We start from the raw sequence: 21,237 nt of genomic DNA, 5'->3' as shown, positions 1-21,237 counted from the left end.
GTGACTAAAGAAGACAGGAGACTGACAACATGCAACGACGCATCTTTCTGACGCTGCTGGCCGCCGCCACCACGGCCGCGATCTGCCACGCGCCTGTGACCGAGGCCGCAGACCAGGTGAAGATCGGCTTTCTCGTGAAGCAGCCCGAAGAGCCGTGGTTCCAGGACGAGTGGAAGTTCGCCGAGACGGCAGCGAAGGAAAAGGGCTTCACGCTGGTGAAGATCGGCGCGCCCTCGGGTGAGAAGGTGATGAGCGCGATCGACAACCTGGCCGCGCAAAAGGCGCAGGGCTTCATCATCTGCACGCCCGACGTGAAGCTCGGGCCGGGCATCGTCGCCAAGGCCAAGGCCGACAACCTCAAGATGATGACGGTGGACGACCGCCTCGTCGATGGCGCGGGCAAGCCGATCGAGTCGGTGCCGCACATGGGCATCTCGGCCTACAACATCGGCAAGCAGGTGGGTGACGGCATCGCCGCCGAAATCAGGAAGCGCGGCTGGGACATGAAGGACGTCGGCGCCATCGACGTGACCTACGAGCAGCTGCCGACGGCGCATGACCGCACGACGGGCGCGACCGACGCGCTCGTGGCCGCGGGCTTCCCGAAGGCGAACATCGTTGCCGCGCCGCAGGCCAGGACCGACACGGAAAACGCCTTCAACGCCGCCAACATCGCGCTCACGAAGAACCCGCAGTACAAGCACTGGGTGGCCTACGGCCTGAACGACGAAGCCGTGCTCGGCGCCGTGCGCGCAGCGGAAGGCCGCGGCTTCAAGGCCGACAACATGATCGGCATCGGCATCGGCGGTTCGGACTCGGCGCTCAACGAGTTCAAGAAGCCGCAGCCGACGGGCTTCTACGGCACCGTCATCATCAGCCCGAAGCGCCACGGCGAGGAAACCTCGGACCTGATGTACACGTGGATCACGCAAGGCAAGGAACCGCCCCTGCTCACGCTGACGACCGGCATGCTGGCCACGCGCGACAACGTGGAGAACGTGCGTCAGCAGATGGGTCTCGCTGCGAAGTAAGCGCTCGATAGAAGGGGTTCGGGGTGTTTCCCGCTGCGGGGAGGCCGGCAAGGCCCAGGCGTGCGAAGGGCGCGAAGGCTGCGCCCGCAGCGTATCGAATGAGAGGAAACCGAAGTGTCAGCGACACTGCGTTTTGACAATATCGGCAAGGTGTTCCCAGGCGTGCGCGCGCTCGACGGCGTGTCGTTCGAGGTGAACGCAGGCGAAGTGCATGGCCTCATGGGCGAGAACGGGGCGGGCAAGTCCACGCTGCTCAAGATTCTCGGCGGCGAGTATCAGCCCGATTCCGGCCGCATCCTGATGGACGGCAACGAGGTGCATTTCGCCGATGCGGCGGCCTCGATTGGCGCGGGCATCGCGGTCATTCACCAGGAGTTGCAGTACGTGCCCGACCTGACCGTCGCGGAAAACCTGCTGCTCGGGGCGTTGCCCAATGCGCTCGGCTGGGTGAGACGCGGCGAGGCGCGCAAGTTCGTGCGCGAACGTCTTGCGGCGATGGGCGTGGATCTCGATCCGGCCGCGAAACTGCGCAAGCTCTCCATCGCGCAGCGCCAGATGGTGGAGATCTGCAAGGCGCTCTTGCGCAACGCGCGCGTGATTGCGCTCGACGAGCCGACCAGCTCGCTCTCGCACCGCGAGACCGAAGTGCTGTTCAAGCTCGTGCGGGAACTGCGCGCCGACAATCGCGCGCTCATCTATATCTCGCACCGCATGGACGAGATCTACGAGCTATGCAACGCCTGCACGATCTTCCGCGACGGCCGCAAGGTCGCCTCGCACGGGAAGCTCGAAGAGGTGAAGCGCGAAACGCTCGTGGCCGAGATGGTGGGCCGCGAGATCAGCGACATCTACAACTATTCGCCGCGCGAGCATGGCGACGTGCGCTTCGCCGTGCGCGGCGTGGAGGGGCATCCGCTTAACGAAGCGGCGAGCTTCGAGGTGAAGTCGGGCGAGATCGTCGGCTTTTTCGGGCTCGTGGGCGCGGGGCGCAGCGAGCTGATGCAGCTCATCTACGGCACGCACAAGCGGCGCGCGGGCGAGATCGAGCTGGACGGCAAGCCCATTCGCGTGAAAAGCGCGAGCGACGCGATTCGCCACGGCATCGTGCTGTGCCCGGAAGATCGCAAGGAGCAGGGCATCGTCGCGATGGCGACGGTGTCCGAGAACATCAACATCAGTTGCCGACGACACTTTCTGCGCGCGGGCATGTTCCTCGACCGCAAGAAGGAAGCGGAAACGGCGGACCGCTTCATCAAGCTGCTGAAGATCAAGACGCCGAGCCGCCGCCAGAAAATCCGCTTTCTCTCGGGCGGCAACCAGCAGAAAGCGATTCTTTCGCGCTGGCTCGCCGAACCCGACCTGAAGGTCGTGATTCTCGACGAGCCGACGCGCGGCATCGACGTCGGCGCGAAGCACGAAATCTACAACGTGATCTACCAGCTCGCCGCACGCGGCTGCGCGATCGTGATGGTGTCGTCGGAGTTGCCGGAAGTGCTCGGCGTGTCGGATCGCATCGTGGTGATGCGCGAAGGCCGTATTTCGGGCGAGTTGCCGCGCAGCGCGGCGAGCGAACACGCAGTGCTCGACCTCGCGCTGCCCAGGCGCGAGGCCAAGGCTGCATGAGTGGACGGGGAGGAGTGACTGAAATGCAAGCAAGAGAAAACCTGGCGGCCGAGTCTGCCAACAGCGCCGCCAAGAGCGTCGCCGACGCGCTGATTCCGAGTGCCACCGACAAGCAGAAGTGGTGGCAGCAGATCACCGAGTACAGCCTGATCGTGATCTTCGCGGTCATGTTCATCGTGATGTCGCTGACCGTCGATCACTTCTTCTCGATCGAGAACATGCTCGGCCTCGCCCTGTCGGTCTCGCAGATCGGCATGGTGGCCTGCACGATGATGTTCTGTCTCGCCTCGCGCGACTTCGACCTTTCCGTGGGCTCGATCGTCGCATTCGCGGGCGTGCTTTGCGCGATGGTGCTCAACGCGACGAACAACACGTTCATCGCCATCGTCGCGGCCGTTGCGGCGGGCGCCGCGATCGGCTTCGTGAACGGCGCGGTGATCGCGTATCTGCGCATCAATGCGCTGATCACCACGCTCGCCACGATGGAGATCGTGCGCGGCCTCGGCTTCATCGCCTCGCACGGCCAGGCCGTGGGCGTGTCGTCGGACACGTTCATCGCCATGGGCACGGCCTCGCTCTTCGGCGTGCAACTGCCGATCTGGGTCACGCTCGTCTGCTTCATCGTGTTCGGCGTGATGCTCAATCAGACGGTGTACGGGCGCAATACGCTCGCCATCGGCGGCAACCCGGAAGCCTCGCGTCTCGCCGGTATCAAGGTCGAGCGCACGCGTGTGTGGATCTTCCTGATCCAGGGCGCGGTCACGGCGCTCGCGGGCGTGATTCTCGCCTCGCGTATCACGTCGGGCCAGCCGAATGCCGCCGAAGGCTTCGAGCTGAACGTGATCTCGGCGTGCGTGCTGGGCGGCGTCTCGCTGCTGGGCGGCCGCGCGACGATCTCGGGCGTGGTGATCGGCGTGCTGATCATGGGCACGGTCGAAAACGTCATGAACCTGCTCAACATCGACGCGTTCTACCAGTACCTCGTGCGCGGCGCGATCCTGCTCGCGGCGGTGCTGCTCGACCAGCTCAAGAACCGCGGCGGACGCGATTGAAAGCCCGCGATTGAGATCCCGCGTTTGAGATCCCGCGTTTGAAACCCCTACAGAGCGATTCATCAGGAGCCCAACACGATGTCGTCCAACGCAAATTCGCCCGCTGACGCGCTCACGCGCCACGCGCACGAAAGCTACGCGCGCTATCCGAGCCTGGCCGACCGCGTGGTGCTGATCACGGGCGGCGCGACCGGCATCGGCGCGTCGTTCGTCGAGCACTTCGCCGCACAGGGTGCGCGCGTGGCGTTCTTCGACATCGACGCGAGCGCGGGCCAGGCGCTCGCCGACGAACTCGGCGATTCGCGCCACAAGCCGCTGTTCGCCGATGTCGATCTCACCGATATCCCGGCGCTGCGCGCCGCCATCGCCGATGTGAAGGCGGCGCTCGGGCCGGTCCAGGCGCTCGTGAACAACGCGGCCAACGACAAGCGCCACACGCTGGCCGAAGTCACGCCCGAGTCGTTCGACGCCGGCGTGGCCGTGAACCTGCGGCATCAGCTCTTCGCCGCACAGGCGGTGGCGGAGGACATGAAGGCCGCGCGCGCGGGTTCGATCATCAATCTGGGCTCGATCAGCTGGATGCTCAAGCAGTCGGAGATGCCGGTCTACACGATGAGCAAGTCGGCGGTGCAGGGGCTCACGCGAGGTCTCGCGAGAGACCTTGGTCCGTACGGCGTACGCGTGAATACGCTCGTGCCGGGCTGGGTGATGACCGAGAAGCAGCGGCGCCTGTGGCTCACCGACGAAGGCCGCGAGGCCATCAAGCGCGGCCAGTGCATCGAAGCGGAGTTGCTGCCCGCAGACCTCGCGCGCATGGCGCTCTTCCTCGCCGCCGACGACAGCCGCATGATCACGTCGCAGGACATCGTCGTTGACGGAGGCTGGGCATGAGCGCAAAGGATAGCGCGTCGAACGAAGCGGTGGCCGAGCTGCTCGTCCACGCGAAATGCGAGCTGGGCGAAGGCGCGACGTGGTGCGCGCGCAGCGGCCGGCTCTATTGGGTCGATATTTCGGGCAAACGCCTGCAACGCTACGACGCCGATGCGGCCGGCGCCAAACACGTCACGTGGGAGATGCCCGAGCGGCTCGCATGCTTCGCGCTGTGCGAAGACGAGCGCACGCTGCTCCTCGGCCTCGCCTCGCAACTGGCGTTCTTCGACCTGGAGACGGGCGCGCTCGAAACCATCGTCGAAGTCGAACCCGGCGTGCCGACGCGCCTGAACGACGGACGCTGCGACCGGCAGGGCCGCTTCGTGTTCGGCACGAAGTACGAGGGCACGCCGAGGCAAGCCATCGGCGGCTTCTATCGCCTGAACCACGATCTCACGCTCGAGCGTCTGCCGCTGCCCGCGCCCGCGATCTCGAACAGCATCGCGTTCAGCCCGGACGGCTCGACCATGTACTACTGCGACACGCTCACGCGCGAGATTCGCGCCTGCGACTATGGCGCAGACGGGACGATTGCAAACCAGCGCACATTCACCACGCTCACCGACGATACCGGCGTGCCGGACGGCTCGACCGTCGACGCAGAAGGCGGCCTCTGGAACGCGCAGTGGGGCGGAGAGCGCGTGGTGCGTTATGGCGCCGACGGCGTCGAAACCGAGCGCGTAAAGATTCCCACAGCGCAGCCAAGCTGCGTTACGCTCGGCGGTGCGCTTCTGGACACGCTTTATGTCACGAGCGCGCGCGAGGAAATGCAGGAGGAGGCCCTCGCGCGCGAGCCGCATGCGGGCGGCGTGTTTTCGGTTCGAATTGGCCGCCAGGGCCTTGAAGAACCGCGGTTTCAGGGGCGCAGGCGCGCTTGAGCCCGGTGTATCAGACGCTTGCGCAAAGGCGTGCGTGCATTTTCATCAGACAATACGCGCGCACGAACAATGCGAAGCGCCGCTGGCGGCAGGCGGCATGAAGAGACGGACAGTCGTTGCAGTTCGGCAACAGATGCAGTCGATCGATATGTGCAGTTGGCTTTGCCAGTACCACTAGAAGGGCGAACACAAGAAGCGGCCACAGGCCCCGCGTGCACGCGCGGAGCCGACAGGCCACCGGTGAGCCGCCTTTTGCGGCGGCAATCAAACATGCCTCTCGAGGAGCATCTTATGAGCGTCGCGAATTCCGCTGTGCGTCGACCTACCCGTTCCACCGTTTCCGCAGGCGCCGCCGCTGCAAGCGTGCCGCCTTCCGCGTCATCCGCTGCGCCCGTCTCACCAGTTGTGTCGCCAGCCGCCGCGGCGCGCCGCGCGCGGCTCGAAGCTGCCACGCATCCGGTTTTGCCGGGGCCGAGCACCTCGGCCGTCGCGATCGGCGCGGCGGGCTCGAGCGACGTGGCGTGCGTGACGCTCGCGAACGCGTATTTGCGGCTCGACGTCGCGCCTCAGCTCGGCGGCGGAATCACGCGTTTCGACTGGCGCAGCGAAGGCGCATTCGAGCCCGTGTTTCGCCGTTGCGAGTGCGTGAGCGCGCGCATGGATCCGAACGAACTCGCGTGCTACCCGCTGCTGCCGTACTCGAACCGCATCGGCGCAGGGCGTTTTCACTTTGGCGGCCGCGATATCGAAGTGCCGCGCAATCGCGCAAGCGAACCGCTCCCGATCCACGGCGACGGCTGGCTTGCGCCGTGGAGCATCGAGAGCGCCGATCGCGAGAACGTGCGCCTCGTGCTCGACCGCAGCGACGGCGAACCGTATTCGTACCGTGCGGCGCTCACCTATGCGCTCGACGGCGCGACGCTCGCGATGACGCTGGAAGTGGAGAATACGGGCCGCGAGGCGCTGCCGTTCGGCCTTGGCGTTCATCCGTTTCTTGCGCGCGACACAAACACCGAGCTTTCGGCGCCCGCGAGCGGCCTGTGGCTCTCGGGCCAGGACTGGCTGCCGGTGCGCCACGTGCCCGCGCCGCCCGCCTGGCAGTTCGGCGTGGCCTATCCGTTGCCTGCGCAACTCGTCAATCATGCGTTCAGCGGCTGGAGCGGACGCGCCGCCGTAGTGTGGGAGCGCCGCAGGCTCTCGCTCTCGATCTGCGCGAACACCGACTACTACGTGCTCTACACGCCTCCCGGCGCAGACTTCTTCTGCTTCGAACCCGTCGATCATCCGATCAACGCGGTGAACCTGCACGGCGGCGGCGATGCGAACGGCATGACCGTGCTCGCGCACGGCGAACGGCTCGTGCGGCGCTTTGCCTTCACCGTGGAGCGCATGGACATGCGCGCCTCAGCCAGCCCGCACCGCGCCGGCGCGCGCGGCCGCACGGGTGCGAGAGGCGGCAAGGGCGCGCGCGCACGGACGTAGGGCGGTCGTGAGCTGGGCGTAGCGCGCGTCGACCACGCGCGCTCAGCGCCTGAGAGCAATCATCTCGCGGGAGCGCCGGGCGCAGGCCGCGTCAGGCGCCGCGGCGCGGCCTCATCTTCCGGGGCGGGTAAAATACGCGCCGTTTTCCCTTACTGGCTCGCCGCGAGCAACGACCATGACTTCCTTCATCCAGACCCTCGGCGCCGCCTGGCAGCGCACCGGCTCGCTGTTGTGCGTGGGCCTCGACCCTGAGCCCACGAAGTTTCCCGCTGCGCTGGCCGGCCGCAGCGACGCGATCTTCGAGTTTTGCCGCGAGATCGTCGACGCCACCGCGGCATACGCGTGCTCGTTCAAGCCGCAGATCGCGTACTTCGCGGCGCATCGCGCCGAAGACCAGCTCGAAGCGCTGATCGCCCACATCCACGAGAAGCATCCGGGCCTGCCCGTGATCCTCGACGCCAAGCGCGGCGATATCGGCAGCACCGCCGAACAGTATGCGCGCGAAGCCTTCGAGCGCTTCAAGGCCGACGCCGTCACGGTCAATCCGTATATGGGCTTCGATTCGATCGAGCCGTGGCTCGCGCACAAGGGCAAGGGCGTGATCGTGCTGTGCCGTACATCGAACCCCGGCGGCTCGGACCTGCAGTTCCTCGAAACCGGCGGCAAGCCGCTGTACCAGGTGGTGGCGGACCTTGCCGCGAACCAATGGAACGCAAGCGGCGAACTCGGCCTCGTGGTGGGCGCGACGTTCCCGAAGGAAATCGAAACCGTGCGCGGCATCGTGGGCGACATGCCGTTGCTGATTCCCGGCATCGGCGCGCAGGGCGGCGACGTCGAGGCAACCGTGAAGGCGGGCCGCACGGCGGACGGCACGGGCATGCTCATCAACTCGTCGCGCGCGATCCTCTACGCGAGCAAGGGCGAGGATTACGCACAGGCGGCTGCAACGGTCGCGAGAGAAACGCGCGACCGGATCAACGCGTATCGTTGAGCCGGGTTTGCGCCATGGCGGGTAGACGTTCCTGAATGGCCGCTGCCCTGAGCCGCTCTCGCTCCTAGACTTTCTTCGCAACTGCGGCCGCAACGGACGCCGGTTTGCCGAACAATTCGATGATCGATCGATGCAGCGGGTATTTTTCGGCGAGCGCGTTCACATCGGCGATCTCGAACTCGCTGAATTCGAACCCCGGCGCGACCGTGCAGCCGACGAGCGCATAAGTCGAGGGATCGCAGCAGCGCGCCGCGAACCAGTGTCCGGCCGGCACCACCGCCTGAAACACGGTGCCCGGATGGTCGAGCGCGTGGCCCAGCTTGCGCGTCGAGAGCACGCCGCGTTCGTCGATCGAATGAATCTCGATGGGCGAGCCCGCGTAGAAGTGCCAGAGCTCGTCGGAGCGGATGCGGTGCCATGCCGAGTAGGCGCCTTCCGCCAGCAGGAAGTAGATGGCCGTCGAGGCCGCGCGCGTACCCTCTGCGGCGGCTGCGCCGTCGCGCCGCACGAGCTTGTCGGCGCGATAGGTTTCACTGTAGTAGCCACCTTCGGGGTGCGGTTCGAGCCCGAAACGGCGGATCAATTCCTCGACTGCGGTATTCGCGGCTGCCATGGCGTGCGCCTCCTGGGTGGGGCCGGCCGGCGCGCCAGCGAGGCGCGGGCCGGTTTTATCGTTCCTGTTCGTCGATGAACGCGAGCAGCCCGCGCAACGCGTGCGCGGCGGCCTGCACGCGGATCTGTTCGCGGTCGCCCTTGAAGACCAGCGTCTCGACGCTCGTATGCAGCCGGTTGCTCCAGCCGAACGACACCATGCCGACCGGCTTTTCCGGCGTGCCGCCGCCCGGTCCGGCGACGCCGGTGATGGCGAGCGAAACTTGTGCCCGGCTGTTGCTGAGCGCGCCTTCGGCCATCGCGCGCGCGACCGGCTCGCTCACCGCGCCGTGCTTTTCGATGAGCTCGGGCGGCACGCCGATCATCTCGGTTTTCGCCTGATTCGAGTAGGTGACGAAGCCTCGTTCGAACCAGACGCTGCTGCCGGAAATGTCGGTGATGGCGGTGGCGACCATGCCGCCCGTGCAGGACTCGGCGGTCGCGAGCATGAGCCGCCCGTCGCGCAGCTTGTTGCCGACGCGGATGGCGAGTTGGTGAACGACGGAATCGGTAGACATTGCAGCAATCCGTTGGGTTGGCGGCGGCGTGGCGGCGTAGCGGTATGGTGGCGCTACACCGACATGCGCCAGAGCGCGATGACGAGCAGCGTGAAGAATGCGGCGACGATGTCGTCGAGCATGATGCCGAGGCCGCCCTTGAAGTGCCGGTCGAAATAGCGGATGGGCGGCGGCTTCACCATGTCGAAAAACCGGAAGACAACGAAGGCCCAGAGCCGCCCCTCGAAATCGACGGGCGTGATCATGAGCAGCACGAGCCAGAACGCCACGATCTCGTCCCAGACAATGGCCGAGGGATCCTCCGTGCCCAGTTTCTTCGCGGTGAAGCCGGTGATCCAGATGCCCGCAAAGAAGCCAAGGAAGATCAGCAGTCCCCACTCGGTCACCGTGAGATAGCGGTTCAGCACCTCGAAGGCCGCCCAGGCGAACAGCGTGCCGGCCGTGCCGGGCGCGAGGCGCGAGAGCCCCGAGCCGAAGCCGAGCGAAACGATGTGCAACGGATGGGTGAGCATGAACGGCGCGTCGGCGCGGCGCGCTCCAGTGGCACGGCCGAGCGTGCCGGATGCGGCGGCGTTGCTTGCCGGGCCTGCCGGAGGAGCCGGCTGACCGGCGGGCGAGGGCGTGGGGTCAGTCTGCATGGAAGTGATCGAAACCTTGCAACGTCAGATTGAGCGGCGTGCCGCCAGCGTCTCGCCAGGCGATCTCGGGGGCGGCTTGCGGCGAAGTGCGGGAAGTCATTGTACCGATGCGCGTGACGCGCACACCCGCCTGTTGCGCCGCCGCCTCGACCGCGCCGCGCTGCGCCGGCGCCGCCGTGAAACACAGCTCGTAGTCGTCGCCGCCCGCGAGCGCGCATTGCAGCTGCACGTCGCGCGGCAGGCGCGCAAGCGCAGGCGAGAGCGGCAGGGCGTCTACGTCGATCGTGGCGGCGAGGCGCGAGCGTTCCAGAATGTGGCGCAGGTCGCCGGCCAGGCCGTCCGATACGTCGAGCGCCGCGCGCGCCACGCCGCGCAGCGCGAGGCCCAGCGCCACGCGCGGTTCAGGGTATTCGAGCGCCCGGCGCAAAGGCGCGGCGTCCTGCTCGCTTATCTTCCATTCGCCGCGCATCATGCCGAGGCCCGCGCGCGCGTCGCCGGGCGTGCCGGAGACCCAGATGTCGTCGCCCGCCTGGGCGGCGTCGCGCCGAAGTGCGACATCCTGACGCACCGAGCCGAACACCGTCAGACACAGGTTCAGCGGCCCCGCCGTGGTATCGCCGCCGATCAATTCGCAGTCGAAGCGGTCTGCCAGCTCGAAGAGGCCCGCGCTGAACGCGGCTAGCCAGTCCTCGTCCGCCTTGGGGAGCGCGAACGCAAGCGTGAAGCCGAGCGGCTTCGCACCCATCGCGGCCAGGTCGGAAAGATTCACGGCGAGCGCCTTGTGGCCGAGCGCGTGCGGATCGATGTCGGGGAAAAAGTGGCGGCCTTCCACCAGCATGTCGGTCGAGACGGCCAGCATTTCGCCCGCGGCGGGCGCGATGAGCGCGCAGTCGTCGCCAATGCCCAGCGTGGCGCGCCGCGTGTTCGTGCGCGCACGCCGCGCAAAATATCGGTCGATCAGGGAGAACTCGGAAAGCATGACGAAAGGGTTATGACAGTCGGGAAATGGGCCGTCGCCGCAAAGGGCGCCCTGGCATGGCTTTCCCTTCATCGCGGTCGCGCCACTTGCGCCCGGATTGAAAGGAATGCTGTCAGGGATTGGCGCTACAATCGGTCCACTCAGCATTCGAGTTGTCATTCTAATCCGCACTAACGTCCTGCCTCCCATGTCGAATCCCGCTACGAACAAGCTTCGCGAAGCCGCCCTCGATTATCACGAGTTCCCCACGCCGGGGAAGATCGCGATCGCGCCGACCAAGCAGATGATCAATCAGCGTGACCTCTCGCTCGCGTACTCGCCGGGCGTCGCGTTCGCGTGCGAGGCGATTGTCGAAAATCCGCTCAACGCCGCGCGCTTCACGGCGCGCAGCAACCTCGTGGGCGTCGTGTCGAACGGCACGGCCGTGCTCGGCCTCGGCAACATCGGACCGCTTGCCTCGAAGCCGGTGATGGAAGGCAAGGCGGTGCTCTTCAAGAAGTTCGCGGGCATCGACGTGTTCGACATCGAACTCAACGAGACCGACCCGCACAAGCTCGTCGACGTGATCGCCGCGCTCGAACCCACGTTCGGCGGCATCAACCTCGAAGACATCAAGGCGCCGGAGTGCTTCATCGTCGAGCGCGAAGCGCGCAAGCGCATGAAGATTCCGGTCTTCCACGACGACCAGCACGGCACGGCCATCGTGGTGGCGGCGGCCTTCACGAACGGCCTGAAGGTCGTGGGCAAGGACATCAAGGACGTGAAGCTCGTCGCCTCGGGCGCGGGCGCGGCCGCGCTGGCGTGTCTGGACCTGCTCGTCGACCTCGGCCTGCCGCTCGAAAACATCGTCGTCACCGACCTGGCGGGCGTGGTCTACAAGGGCCGCACCGAGCTGATGGACCCGGACAAGGAGCGTTTCGCGCGGGAAACCAACGCGCGCACGCTCGCCGAGGTGATCGAAGGCGCCGATATTTTTCTCGGCCTTTCGGCCGGCGGCGTGCTCAAGCAGGACATGGTCAGGCAGATGGCGGCCAAGCCGCTCATCCTCGCGCTCGCCAACCCGACGCCGGAAATCCTGCCGGAGCTCGCGCTCGAAGTGCGTCCGGACGCCGTGCTCGCCACGGGCCGCACGGACTACCCGAACCAGGTGAACAACGTCCTGTGCTTCCCGTTCATCTTCCGCGGCGCGCTCGACGCGGGCGCGACCACCATCACGCGCGAAATGGAAATCGCCGCGGTGAACGCGATTGCGGAACTGGCGCGCCAGGAGCAAAGCGATGTCGTGGCCACGGCCTACGGCATCCAGGACCTGCAGTTCGGGCCCGAGTACCTGATTCCGAAGCCCTTCGACCCGCGCCTGATCGTCAAGATCGCGCCGGCCGTGGCCAGGGCGGCAATGGACTCGGGCGTCGCGACGCGTCCGATCGAGGACATGGACGCCTACGAGCAGCACCTCCAGCAGTTCGTCTACCACAGCGGCACGACCATGAAGCCGATCTTCCAGCTCGCGCGCGCCGTGGAGCCGGAGAAGAAGCGCATCGTGTACGCCGAGGGCGAAGAGGAGCGCATCCTGCGCGCGGTGCAGATCGTGGTCGACGAAAAGCTCGCCAGGCCCATCCTGATCGGCCGCCCTTCGGTGATCGAGCAGCGCATCGCGCGCTACGGCCTGCGCCTGCACGCCGGCCAGGACTACACGGTCGTGAACACCGACCACGACGAGCGCTACCGCGAGTTCTGGCAGACCTATGCGAAGCTCATGGCGCGCAAGGGCATCACGCAGCAAATGGCGAAACTCGAAATGCGCCGCCGCACCACGCTGATCGGCTCGATGCTCGTGGAAAAGGGCGAAGCCGACGGCATGATCTGCGGCACGGTCAGCACGACGCACCGCCACCTGCACTTCATCGATCAGGTGATCGGCAAGAAGGCGGGCTGCAACGTCTACGCGGCGATGAACGCACTCGTGCTGCCGAACCGGCAGATTTTCATCGTCGACACGCACGTCAACGTCGACCCGACGCCTGAGCAGCTCGCGGAAATCACCATCATGGCGGCCGAGGAAGTACGCCGCTTCGGCATCGAGCCGAAGATCGCGCTGTGTTCGCACTCGAACTTCGGTTCGAGCAACGCGCCGAGCGCCCAGAAGATGCGCGACCTGCTCGAGATCCTCCAGGAACGCGCGCCGGACCTGCAGGTGGACGGCGAAATGCACGGCGACGTGGCGATCGACGCGAACCTGCGCAAGGAGATCCTGCCCGAGTCGACGCTCGAAGGCGAAGCGAATCTGCTCGTCATGCCGAATATCGACGCGGCGAACATCTCCTACAACCTGCTCAAGACGGCGGCTGGCAACAATATCGCCATCGGGCCGATCCTGCTGGGCGCGGCCAAGCCGGTGCACGTGCTGACGGCTTCTGCCACGGTGCGTCGCATCGTCAACATGACGGCGCTGCTCGTCGCGGACGTGAACGCGGCACGTTAAGCGCTGTCGCGCAGGTCGCCGGCGACGCCGGCAACCGCGGTCCTGATAATCGGCGCGCTCCTGCGAGCGCGCCGATTTTTTTGAGTGCGAGACCCGGCTCGATATCGGGCAAGATCGCGCAAAACAAGCTTGTAAAATTTACCAGTCTGGCCCTTGCGCGGGGTCAAGCCGTGGTCCTCCTCGCCTGACTAACGTTGCTTCCAGGCATCATTAGCGATACCCTTACACCTTTCATGGTCGTCGAACACGTAACCAGGGAAGCGGGAACCAGGGGATGGCGCCTCGTCTAACTCATTGTTTCGGCGGCAGTTTGTCTAGCTTGCGGCGCGCCGCGGCGGTGGCGCTGGTCGCAACTGCCGCGCTCGCGGCAGTTGGCGCTCAGGCGCGCACGAGTCAGCCGGAAGAGGCGGGTAATCCGCCCGGCAGCATTTCGGTCAACGAACTTCCGCGTGAGGCGGTCGGCACGTTGAGCCTGATTGCAGCGGGCGGCCCGTTCCCTTACGAGAAGGACGGCGTCGTATTCGGGAATTTTGAGCGGATATTGCCGCCGCACCGGCGGGGCTACTATCACGAGTACACGGTCCCGACGCCCGGCGCGCACAACCGCGGTGCCAGGCGCATCGTGTGCGGCGGCCCACGCAGGCGGACCGACAACTGTTACTACTCCGACGACCACTACGCCAGTTTCAGGCGAATTATTGATTGACACCGGGATGAGCGGCATGAGCGATAACGTTTACGCGCACGACCCCCGGGTCGCGAGCGATCTGTTCGCGTCCGGGGAGGGCAACCTGTTCCAGCGCGTCATGCAGTTGAAGCACGACAGCGAGGCGCGCCAGGATGAGGCGGGGCTTTCATCGAACGAGGGGGCAATGAGCCTGTTTTCGACCGTGCAGCCGAATATTGTCCAGTCGATCCGGGCATTTCGCATTCAGGATCTCGCGGACGAAGCCCAGCGGCTGCAGCAGCATTTCCTCTATGCGTTCTGCGCGAATGCGCAAACCAAACAGGAAGTGCTCGAGACCATTGCCACGTCGTTTCTGTTTCCGAAGCATTTCGGCAAGAACTACGATGGCTTGTACGACTGCCTGACCGATCTGGTGCAGAAGGCTGGCGAGCAGCCGGGTTTCGTGATCGTGCTGGAAGGGCTGCCGATTGCCCAGAAGTTCGACAAGGACGGGCGGGAGACATTGCTCGACGTATTTCGCGAGGCTTCGGAATACTGGGCCGAGCGCAAGGTGCCGTTCCGCGTTTTTTATTCGTTCGCCTGACCTTCGGCTAACGTTCCGTCGCGTGCATGCGACAAAAAAGCGCAAGCCCGCCGGCAGGCGGGCTTTGTCATTTTTACCCGCAGCGCTTACCAGCCACCCCAGCGCGCGGCGAGCGCCGCGAGCACGGCGATACCCGCCGTTTCGGTGCGCAGCACGCGCGGCCCGAGCCCCACGGCGATGAAGCCGTGATCGAGCGCCGCCTCCTCTTCCTGGGACGAGAGGCCGCCCTCAGGCCCAATCAGCACCGTCACTTCGCCCGCAGGCGGTTCGGCCGGCAAGGTCGAGAACGCGACGTTGGCGCGCGGCGAGAGCAGCAGGCGCAGTTCGCCCTCGAGTTCGCCCTCGCCGGGGCGCCTGGGCAGGCAGTCGAGCCATGCGGCGATGTCGCGCGCGGGCGCGACATCGGGCAGGCGGTTGCGCCCGCATTGTTCGCACGAAGCCTGCACGATCCGCTGCCAGTGCGCGAGGCGGCGCTCGGCGCGCTCGCCCGAAAGCCGTACGACGCTGCGCGACGCGGTGAGCGGCACGAAGTTCGTCGCTCCCAGTTCGACGGCCTTTTCGATCAGCCAGTCCATCTTGTCGTTGCTGGCGATGCCCTGGGCGAGGGTGACACGGTAAGGCGGCTCGGCTTCGAAGTCGCGGTGAGGGCCGATGCGTACCTGCGTGTCGCGGCGCTCCATGCCGAGAATCTCGGCGCTGTACTCGCCGCCACGCCCGTCGAATAGCACGATGGTGTCGCCGGGCTGCAGGCGCAGCACCTGGACATGGCGCGTGACTTCGTCGGGAAGGGTGACAACCTCGTCGGATTGCAGGGCGCTGCCGACGAAAAAGCGGGGCATAGAACTATTTCTCATTGAATCAGGACAAGTGCCGAGCCAGCGCCCAGCGGTAGCCGTCGAGGTCTTCGACCTGCGCGAAACGGTCCCCCCAGAACTGGTCCTGTGGCTCGCTCAGCGATTTCGCGCCGGCTTCGAGCGCCCGCGCATAAACCGCGTCGACATCGTCGACATACAGATAAAACGATTGCGGCGCGATGGCCTGCGCGCTCTTGGGCGTGCGCGCCGTCGAACCAAATGCGCCCTCCGGCGCGAACATCACGATCAGCTGATCGTGGTACGTCATTTCCACGTGCATGATCGCGCCGTCGTCCTCCACGCTGTCGCGTACCGCAAAACCGAGCGCTGCCCGATAGAAGTCCATCGACGCGCGCGCGTCGCGCACCGTCAGATACGGGGTCAGCCACGGCACGCCGGCAGGACGGGGTGCGGTCATCGAGTCTCTCCAGATTCGCGGTTCGGATGAAGCGCTGTGTCGCTCCCGGCCAGGGCGCACATGACAAAAGCGCCTGGGACCCGCCATTCTCCACGGGCAGGACCACTAGCGTTGCAGCAATTCGCCTAGTTTATCGCGGGCTGTCCATGAACCTTTCAAGAGAGCCGCGTGCAGTCGCGGGTCGTAATAGCGCAAGCCCTCGAGCTGCCGCCCGGCTGCGCGCGCCTGCAACGTGGTCTCGTCGACGCCTGCTGGATCGAGCGCGTCGCTTGCGATCGCCATGAGCCAGAGCGAGCCGTAGAGTGGCACGTAGGCGGCAAGCGGCCGCACGACGGCGAAGGCCTCGCGCAGTCCGCCGAGCAGCGCGCCCGCACGCTGCGCATGATGGAACGGCGAGCCCAGATGGAGCGAGACGAGTGCATCGGCGCTCATCGCGCGCTTGAGCGCGGCATAGAACGCCGGTGTGTAGAGCCCGGCAGCCGGCGAATCCGGCGGGGTCAGATCGAATACGACGAGGTCGAAGCGTTCCTGCGCGGAGGCGACAAACGCAGCCGCGTCGCCGATCACGAGTGCCACGCGCGGATCCTCGAAGGCGTCGCCGCGCACCTCGGGCAAATAGTCGCCCGTCAGGCGCACCACGTCGGGGTCCAGTTCGGCCACGACGATGCGCTCGATTTCAGGGTGGCGCAACAGCTGGCGCGCCGCGCCGCCGTCGCCGCCGCCCAGCACGAGCGCCGCGCGCGGCGCGGGATGCGTGAGCGCGGCCGGGTGCGTCATGCATTCGTGATAGATGAACTCGTCGCCGGCGGACGTCATCGGGCGGCCGTCCAGCGTGAAGAGACAGCCGAGTTGCGGCGTGTCCCAGACCTCGATGCGCTGCCACGGCGTATCGGCGGCGGCGAGGCGGCGCGCGCCTGGGAAGCCGTAGAGCGCATCTGGCGCAGGATGGAAGAGGAGGGCGTCGGTCACGGAGGTCGGGATGCGCTGCTGGTGTGCCGGAGCGCGCGAAAATCGCGCAGAAAATTGGGGCCAACAGCGACATTATAGGAGGCGTGATGCGTACCCGGCCGCGACAGAAGACGGCGAGGAGACAAAGGCGCGCACAGCACATTCCCCGCGCCTTCCGGCCAGGGATTGTCCCCACGATCTGCTAGAATATTTCGCTTTGCAGCCCTCTCCGTTTGCTCCGGCCGTTTCGCGTCTCCTGGCGCCGCATGTGCGCCCGAGCGGGCGATTTGCCGAGCTTCCGGACCCCCGCGCTGCTGTGTGCGCCCGCCGTTTGCGCTGTTCGCGACCTGCGCCGCCCACGCCGCTTTTTGCACACTTCCGGACTCGACATGACGACCTCGTCCTCCGCCTCCCCCGCTACCACCCAGTTGATGGCCAACGCCATTCGTGCGCTGTCCATGGACGCCGTTCAGCAAGCGAACTCCGGTCACCCCGGCATGCCCATGGGCATGGCCGAGATCGCCGTTGCGCTGTGGTCGCGCCATCTGCGCCATAACCCGACGAACCCGCTCTGGAGCGACCGCGACCGCTTCGTGCTGTCGAACGGCCACGGCTCGATGCTGCTGTACTCGCTGCTGCACCTGACGGGCTACGACCTGCCGATGGCGGAACTGAAGAACTTCCGTCAGCTGCACTCGAAGACGCCGGGTCACCCCGAATTCGGCATCACGCCGGGTGTCGAGACGACCACGGGCCCGCTTGGCCAGGGTCTGGCGAACGCGGTCGGCATGGCGCTGGCCGAAGCGCTGCTCGCCGCGGAGTTCAACAAGGCCGACGCGAAGATCGTCGATCACCACACGTACGTGTTCCTCGGCGACGGCTGCCTGATGGAAGGCATCTCGCACGAAGCCTGCTCGCTCGCCGGCACGCTCAAGCTGAACAAGCTGATCGCGCTGTACGACGACAACGGCATCTCGATCGACGGCGACGTGGTCAACTGGTTCCACGACAACACGCCGGAGCGCTTCGAAGCCTACGGCTGGAACGTGATCCCGCACGTGGACGGCCATGACGTGGACGCGGTCGACGCGGCCATCCAGAAGGCCAAGGCTTCGGACAAGCCCACGCTGATCTGCTGCAAGACCATCATCGGCAAGGGCGCGCCCACCAAGCAAGGCGGCCACGACGTGCACGGCGCGGCGCTCGGCGCAGAAGAAATCGCCAAGTGGCGCGAAGCCGCGGGCTGGAAGTGGGAGCCGTTCACGCTGCCGCAGGAAGTCTATGCAGACTGGGACGCGAAGGACGCTGGTGCGAAGTTCGAAGCCGCATGGAACGAGCAGTTCGCCGCGTACAAGTCGAAGTACCCGGCCGAAGCCGCCGAGTTCGAGCGCCGCATGGCCCACAAGCTGCCCGCCGACTGGGCGCAGAAGGCCGCCGCGATCGTCGCCGGTGCCGATTCGCGCAAGGAAACCGTTGCAACGCGCAAGGCTTCGCAGCAGGCCATCGAAGGCCTTGCCGCGGCACTGCCCGAACTGCTGGGCGGCTCGGCCGACCTGACCGGCTCGAACCTCACCAACTGGAAGGCTTCGAAGCCCGTGCGCGCCGCCAAGGCCGGCGAGACCGGCATCCAGTGGGGCAACCACATCAACTACGGCGTGCGCGAGTTCGGCATGAGCGCGGCGCTCAACGGCCTCAACCTGCACGGCGGCTACAAGGCGTTCGGCGGCACGTTCCTCACGTTCTCGGACTACAGCCGCAACGCGCTGCGCGTGGCCGCGCTGATGAAGTGCCCGTCGATCTTCGTGTTCACGCACGACTCGATCGGCCTGGGTGAAGACGGCCCGACGCACCAGTCGATCGAACAGGTCGCGAGCCTGCGCCTGATCCCGAACATGACCCTCTGGCGTCCGGCCGACACCGTGGAAACCGCGGTGGCCTGGACCGAATCGATCGCGCACCACGGCCCGTCGTCGCTGATCTTCAGCCGTCAGAACCTGCAGTTCAACGAGCGCACCGATGCCCAGATCGCGAACATCGCCAAGGGCGGCTACGTGCTCAAGGACTGGAACGACGATATCCCGAGCCGCAAGATCATCCTGATCGCCACAGGCTCTGAAGTCGAACTGGCGATGAAGGCCGTCGAAGCGCTGCAGCGCGAAGGCATCGGCGCCCGCGTGGTGTCCATGCCGTCGACCAACGTGTTCGACAAGCAGGACGCCGAATACCGCGAGCGCGTGTTGCCCAAGGGCGTGCGCCGCGTCGCGATCGAAGCCGGCGTGACCGACTTCTGGCGCAAGTACGTGGGCCTCGAAGGCGGCGTGGTCGGCATCGACACGTTCGGCGAATCGGCTCCGGCTGGCGTGCTGTTCAAGCACTTCGGCTTCACGGTCGATCATGTCGTCGCGACGGCCAAGGCCGCGCTCGACAACTAGGCATGCGTAACGGGCCCGCCTGATCGGCAAGATCCGGTGGGCCCGCTGCCTTACGCGCCCCGCCGGGCCGCCCCAGCCTGGCGTCGGCGCCAGCACAGCACTGGTTTCAGAATTTTTCAGCCCTCAGGAGATAAACCATGACCATTCGCGTCGCTATCAATGGCTACGGCCGCATCGGCCGTAACACGCTTCGCGCGTTCTACGAGAACGGCAAGAAGCACGACATCCAGATCGTTGCGATCAACGACCTGGGTGACGCGAAGACCAACGCGCATCTGACGCAATATGACACGGCACACGGCAAGTTCCCCGGTGAAGTGACGGTCGACGGCGATTACCTCGTCGTGAACGGCGACAAGATCCGCGTGCTGGCCAACCGCAACCCGGCCGAGCTGCCGTGGGGCGAACTGGGCGTCGACGTCGTGATGGAGTGCACGGGCTTCTTCACGACCAAGGAAAAGGCAAGCGCGCACATCAAGGGTGGCGCGAAGAAGGTCATCATCTCGGCGCCGGGCGGTAAGGACGTCGACGCGACCGTCGTCTACGGCGTGAACCACAACGTGCTGAAGGCCGAACACACGGTCATCTCGAACGCATCGTGCACGACCAACTGCCTGGCACCGCTCGTCAAGCCGCTGAACGACAAGATCGGCCTCGAAACCGGCCTGATGACGACGATCCACGCGTACACGAACGACCAGGTTCTGACCGACGTGTACCACGAAGACCTGCGCCGCGCGCGCTCGGCCACGCACAGCCAGATCCCGACGAAGACGGGCGCGGCTTCGGCTGTCGGCCTCGTGCTGCCGGAACTGAACGGCAAGCTGGACGGCTACGCGATTCGCGTGCCGACCATCAACGTGTCGATCGTCGACCTGTCGTTCATCGCCAAACGCGACACGACGGTCGAAGAAGTCAACGCCATCATGAAGGAAGCGTCGGAAGGCGCGCTCAAGGGCATCCTGGGCTACAACGCCGCACCGCTGGTGTCGATCGACTTCAACCACAACCCGGCATCGTCGACGTTCGACGCCACGCTCACGAAGGTCTCGGGCCGTCTCGTGAAGGTGTCGAGCTGGTACGACAACGAGTGGGGCTTCTCGAACCGCATGCTGGACACGGCGGTGGCGTTCGCGAACGCGAAGTAAGCACGCTCTGCGCCGCATGAAAAACCGCTCCCCGGAGCGGTTTTTTTTCGTCCTTATTTTTCGATGGCGCTTTGGGACGCGGCGGCGAACGCGGGCGGAGTGGGGAAGTACACGCCCGCGCGCTGTGCCGCGTTGGCGATGTGCGCCTCGATCGCCTCGCCGGCCGCCACCGGATCGCGCGCCTTCAGCGCCACCACGATCAGGCCGTGCTCGCGATGCGTGGAGAGCACGCGCTCGCGCCGGTAGAACGGCATGCGCTGGCTTTCTTTCATGATGTCGGCGCTGCTGCGCAGGATCGATTCGATCGCCGCATTGCCGGCGAGATTCACGATCCGCATGTGGAATTCGAAGTCGAGCTGCGCGGCTTCGTCGAGTTCGTCGCAGGCGAGGGCGCCGTGCAGCGCCTCGGTGTTCGCTTCGAGCCACGCGACGTCGGCGTCGGAGACGGCGAGCGCCGCCATGCGCGCGGCGAAGCCTTCGAGCGCGTAGCGCATCTGGTAGGTGTCGGGCAGCGACGACTGATCGGCGAAACGCCATGGGTGAGCATTCGTGGCCTGCGCGCTCGTCACGTACACACCTTTGCCGGCGCGGATCGACAGCATGCCGAGCGCCTCGAGCGTCGAGAGCGCTTCGCGCAGCGACGCGCGGCTGATCGCCAGTTCCCCGGAAAGCTGGCGCTGCGCGGGCAGCAGGCTGCCGACCGGATACAGGCCGCCCTCGATCCGTTCGCGGATCGTGGCGACGGCGGCGTCGGTGACGGTGTGCGGGACGTTCTTCATCGGATGGCGCAGGCAGCTTTCGCGTGGTCTGACCGGTATTGTAGTCCCCCTCGGCGCACCCGCATGGCGCATTGCGTCAATGCCCACGTGCCGCGGGACAAGGCGTGGCGCTCTGGCCCGCAAACTGGTCAG

Annotated in this window: 19 protein-coding genes and 1 pseudogene; 12 read left to right on the top strand and 8 right to left on the bottom strand. The window is 66.1% G+C overall.

Translation table 11 applies throughout. The features are described from left to right. The first annotated feature begins 29 nt into the window (after positions 1-29). From C7411_RS16900 to pyrF, 7 genes are all read left to right on the top strand, one after another. Entirely contained in the window at positions 30-1,031 is a 1,002-nt protein-coding gene (locus C7411_RS16900; protein WP_110385387.1) for an arabinose ABC transporter substrate-binding protein, read from the top strand. Positions 1,032-1,145: 114 nt separating this feature from the next. Then, the gene (araG, locus tag C7411_RS16895; protein WP_110385386.1) at positions 1,146-2,654 is read left to right on the top strand and encodes an L-arabinose ABC transporter ATP-binding protein AraG; all 1,509 of its coding nucleotides are present in this window, start codon (positions 1,146-1,148) and stop codon (positions 2,652-2,654) included. A gap of 23 nt (positions 2,655-2,677) precedes the next feature. Continuing rightward, positions 2,678-3,706, top strand: coding sequence for an L-arabinose ABC transporter permease AraH (gene araH / locus C7411_RS16890; protein ID WP_110385385.1), 1,029 nt, complete (start codon positions 2,678-2,680; stop codon positions 3,704-3,706). 78 nt (positions 3,707-3,784) lie between these two features. Next, positions 3,785-4,597: an SDR family NAD(P)-dependent oxidoreductase gene (locus C7411_RS16885; protein ID WP_110385384.1), complete on the top strand. Its 813-nt coding sequence runs from the start codon at positions 3,785-3,787 to the stop codon at positions 4,595-4,597. Then, positions 4,594-5,514: an SMP-30/gluconolactonase/LRE family protein gene (locus tag C7411_RS16880; RefSeq protein WP_110385383.1), complete on the top strand. Its 921-nt coding sequence runs from the start codon at positions 4,594-4,596 to the stop codon at positions 5,512-5,514. The genes C7411_RS16885 and C7411_RS16880 overlap by 4 nt, the downstream gene beginning before the upstream one ends. A gap of 291 nt (positions 5,515-5,805) precedes the next feature. Beyond that, on the top strand, positions 5,806-6,996 hold the full coding sequence (locus C7411_RS16875; RefSeq protein ID WP_110385382.1) for an aldose 1-epimerase: 1,191 nt from the start codon (positions 5,806-5,808) through the stop codon (positions 6,994-6,996). Positions 6,997-7,171: 175 nt separating this feature from the next. Further along, a complete protein-coding gene (gene pyrF / locus C7411_RS16870) occupies positions 7,172-7,987 on the top strand; it encodes an orotidine-5'-phosphate decarboxylase (protein WP_110385381.1) in 816 nt (271 codons plus the stop codon). 64 nt (positions 7,988-8,051) lie between these two features. On the opposite strand, the gene C7411_RS16865 is transcribed toward pyrF, so the two are convergent. The 4 genes from C7411_RS16865 to thiL are packed head-to-tail and all read right to left on the bottom strand — an operon-like array spanning position 8,052 to position 10,773. Continuing rightward, positions 8,052-8,600 (bottom strand): cupin domain-containing protein, encoded by a 549-nt coding sequence (locus C7411_RS16865; protein ID WP_110385380.1) that lies wholly within the window; start codon positions 8,598-8,600, stop codon positions 8,052-8,054. A gap of 55 nt (positions 8,601-8,655) precedes the next feature. Beyond that, positions 8,656-9,156, bottom strand: coding sequence for a CinA family protein (locus C7411_RS16860; protein ID WP_110385379.1), 501 nt, complete (start codon positions 9,154-9,156; stop codon positions 8,656-8,658). A 53-nt stretch (positions 9,157-9,209) separates the two neighbouring features. Next, on the bottom strand, positions 9,210-9,794 hold the full coding sequence (locus C7411_RS16855; RefSeq protein ID WP_243413187.1) for a phosphatidylglycerophosphatase A family protein: 585 nt from the start codon (positions 9,792-9,794) through the stop codon (positions 9,210-9,212). Further along, entirely contained in the window at positions 9,784-10,773 is a 990-nt protein-coding gene (thiL, locus tag C7411_RS16850) for a thiamine-phosphate kinase (protein ID WP_110385378.1), read from the bottom strand. The genes C7411_RS16855 and thiL overlap by 11 nt, the downstream gene beginning before the upstream one ends. A gap of 187 nt (positions 10,774-10,960) precedes the next feature. Between thiL and C7411_RS16845 the strand changes: the two genes are divergently transcribed. The 3 genes and pseudogenes from C7411_RS16845 to C7411_RS16835 all read left to right on the top strand — a co-directional run bounded on the left by C7411_RS16845 (position 10,961) and on the right by C7411_RS16835 (position 14,526). Further along, on the top strand, positions 10,961-13,255 hold the full coding sequence (locus tag C7411_RS16845) for an NADP-dependent malic enzyme (protein WP_110385377.1): 2,295 nt from the start codon (positions 10,961-10,963) through the stop codon (positions 13,253-13,255). Between the two features lie 436 nt (positions 13,256-13,691). After that, positions 13,692-13,961 (top strand): annotated as a pseudogene (locus C7411_RS16840) (ribonuclease); the annotation flags it as partial. A 7-nt stretch (positions 13,962-13,968) separates the two neighbouring features. Further along, entirely contained in the window at positions 13,969-14,526 is a 558-nt protein-coding gene (locus C7411_RS16835) for a barstar family protein (protein ID WP_110385375.1), read from the top strand. Between the two features lie 86 nt (positions 14,527-14,612). Here the strand turns inward: C7411_RS16835 and C7411_RS16830 are convergent, their stop codons facing one another. The 3 genes from C7411_RS16830 to speE form a co-directional block, all read right to left on the bottom strand. Further along, the gene (locus C7411_RS16830) at positions 14,613-15,365 is read right to left on the bottom strand and encodes a 16S rRNA (uracil(1498)-N(3))-methyltransferase (RefSeq protein ID WP_110385374.1); all 753 of its coding nucleotides are present in this window, start codon (positions 15,363-15,365) and stop codon (positions 14,613-14,615) included. Positions 15,366-15,384: 19 nt separating this feature from the next. Further along, positions 15,385-15,798 (bottom strand): VOC family protein, encoded by a 414-nt coding sequence (locus C7411_RS16825; protein ID WP_110385373.1) that lies wholly within the window; start codon positions 15,796-15,798, stop codon positions 15,385-15,387. Positions 15,799-15,903: 105 nt separating this feature from the next. After that, the gene (gene speE, locus C7411_RS16820; protein WP_110385372.1) at positions 15,904-16,767 is read right to left on the bottom strand and encodes a polyamine aminopropyltransferase; all 864 of its coding nucleotides are present in this window, start codon (positions 16,765-16,767) and stop codon (positions 15,904-15,906) included. 368 nt (positions 16,768-17,135) lie between these two features. Here speE and tkt point away from each other — a divergent pair, with 368 nt between their 5' ends. After that, positions 17,136-19,178 carry a transketolase gene (gene tkt / locus C7411_RS16815; protein ID WP_110385371.1) on the top strand — a complete coding sequence of 681 codons (2,043 nt, stop codon included), beginning with the start codon at positions 17,136-17,138 and terminating at the stop codon, positions 19,176-19,178. Between the two features lie 137 nt (positions 19,179-19,315). Then, positions 19,316-20,326 (top strand): type I glyceraldehyde-3-phosphate dehydrogenase, encoded by a 1,011-nt coding sequence (gene gap, locus C7411_RS16810; RefSeq protein ID WP_110385370.1) that lies wholly within the window; start codon positions 19,316-19,318, stop codon positions 20,324-20,326. A 53-nt stretch (positions 20,327-20,379) separates the two neighbouring features. On the opposite strand, the gene C7411_RS16805 is transcribed toward gap, so the two are convergent. Beyond that, positions 20,380-21,105, bottom strand: a complete 726-nt coding sequence (locus C7411_RS16805) for a FadR/GntR family transcriptional regulator (RefSeq protein ID WP_110385369.1) — start codon at positions 21,103-21,105, stop codon at positions 20,380-20,382. Positions 21,106-21,237: the final 132 nt, after the last annotated feature.

It is taken from the genome of Paraburkholderia silvatlantica, from assembly GCF_003096715.1.
In the GTDB taxonomy this organism is placed as follows: domain Bacteria; phylum Pseudomonadota; class Gammaproteobacteria; order Burkholderiales; family Burkholderiaceae; genus Paraburkholderia; species Paraburkholderia silvatlantica.
The sequence above is the reverse complement of the archived record's forward strand: the minus strand, read 5'-3'. Positions and strand labels throughout refer to the sequence as shown.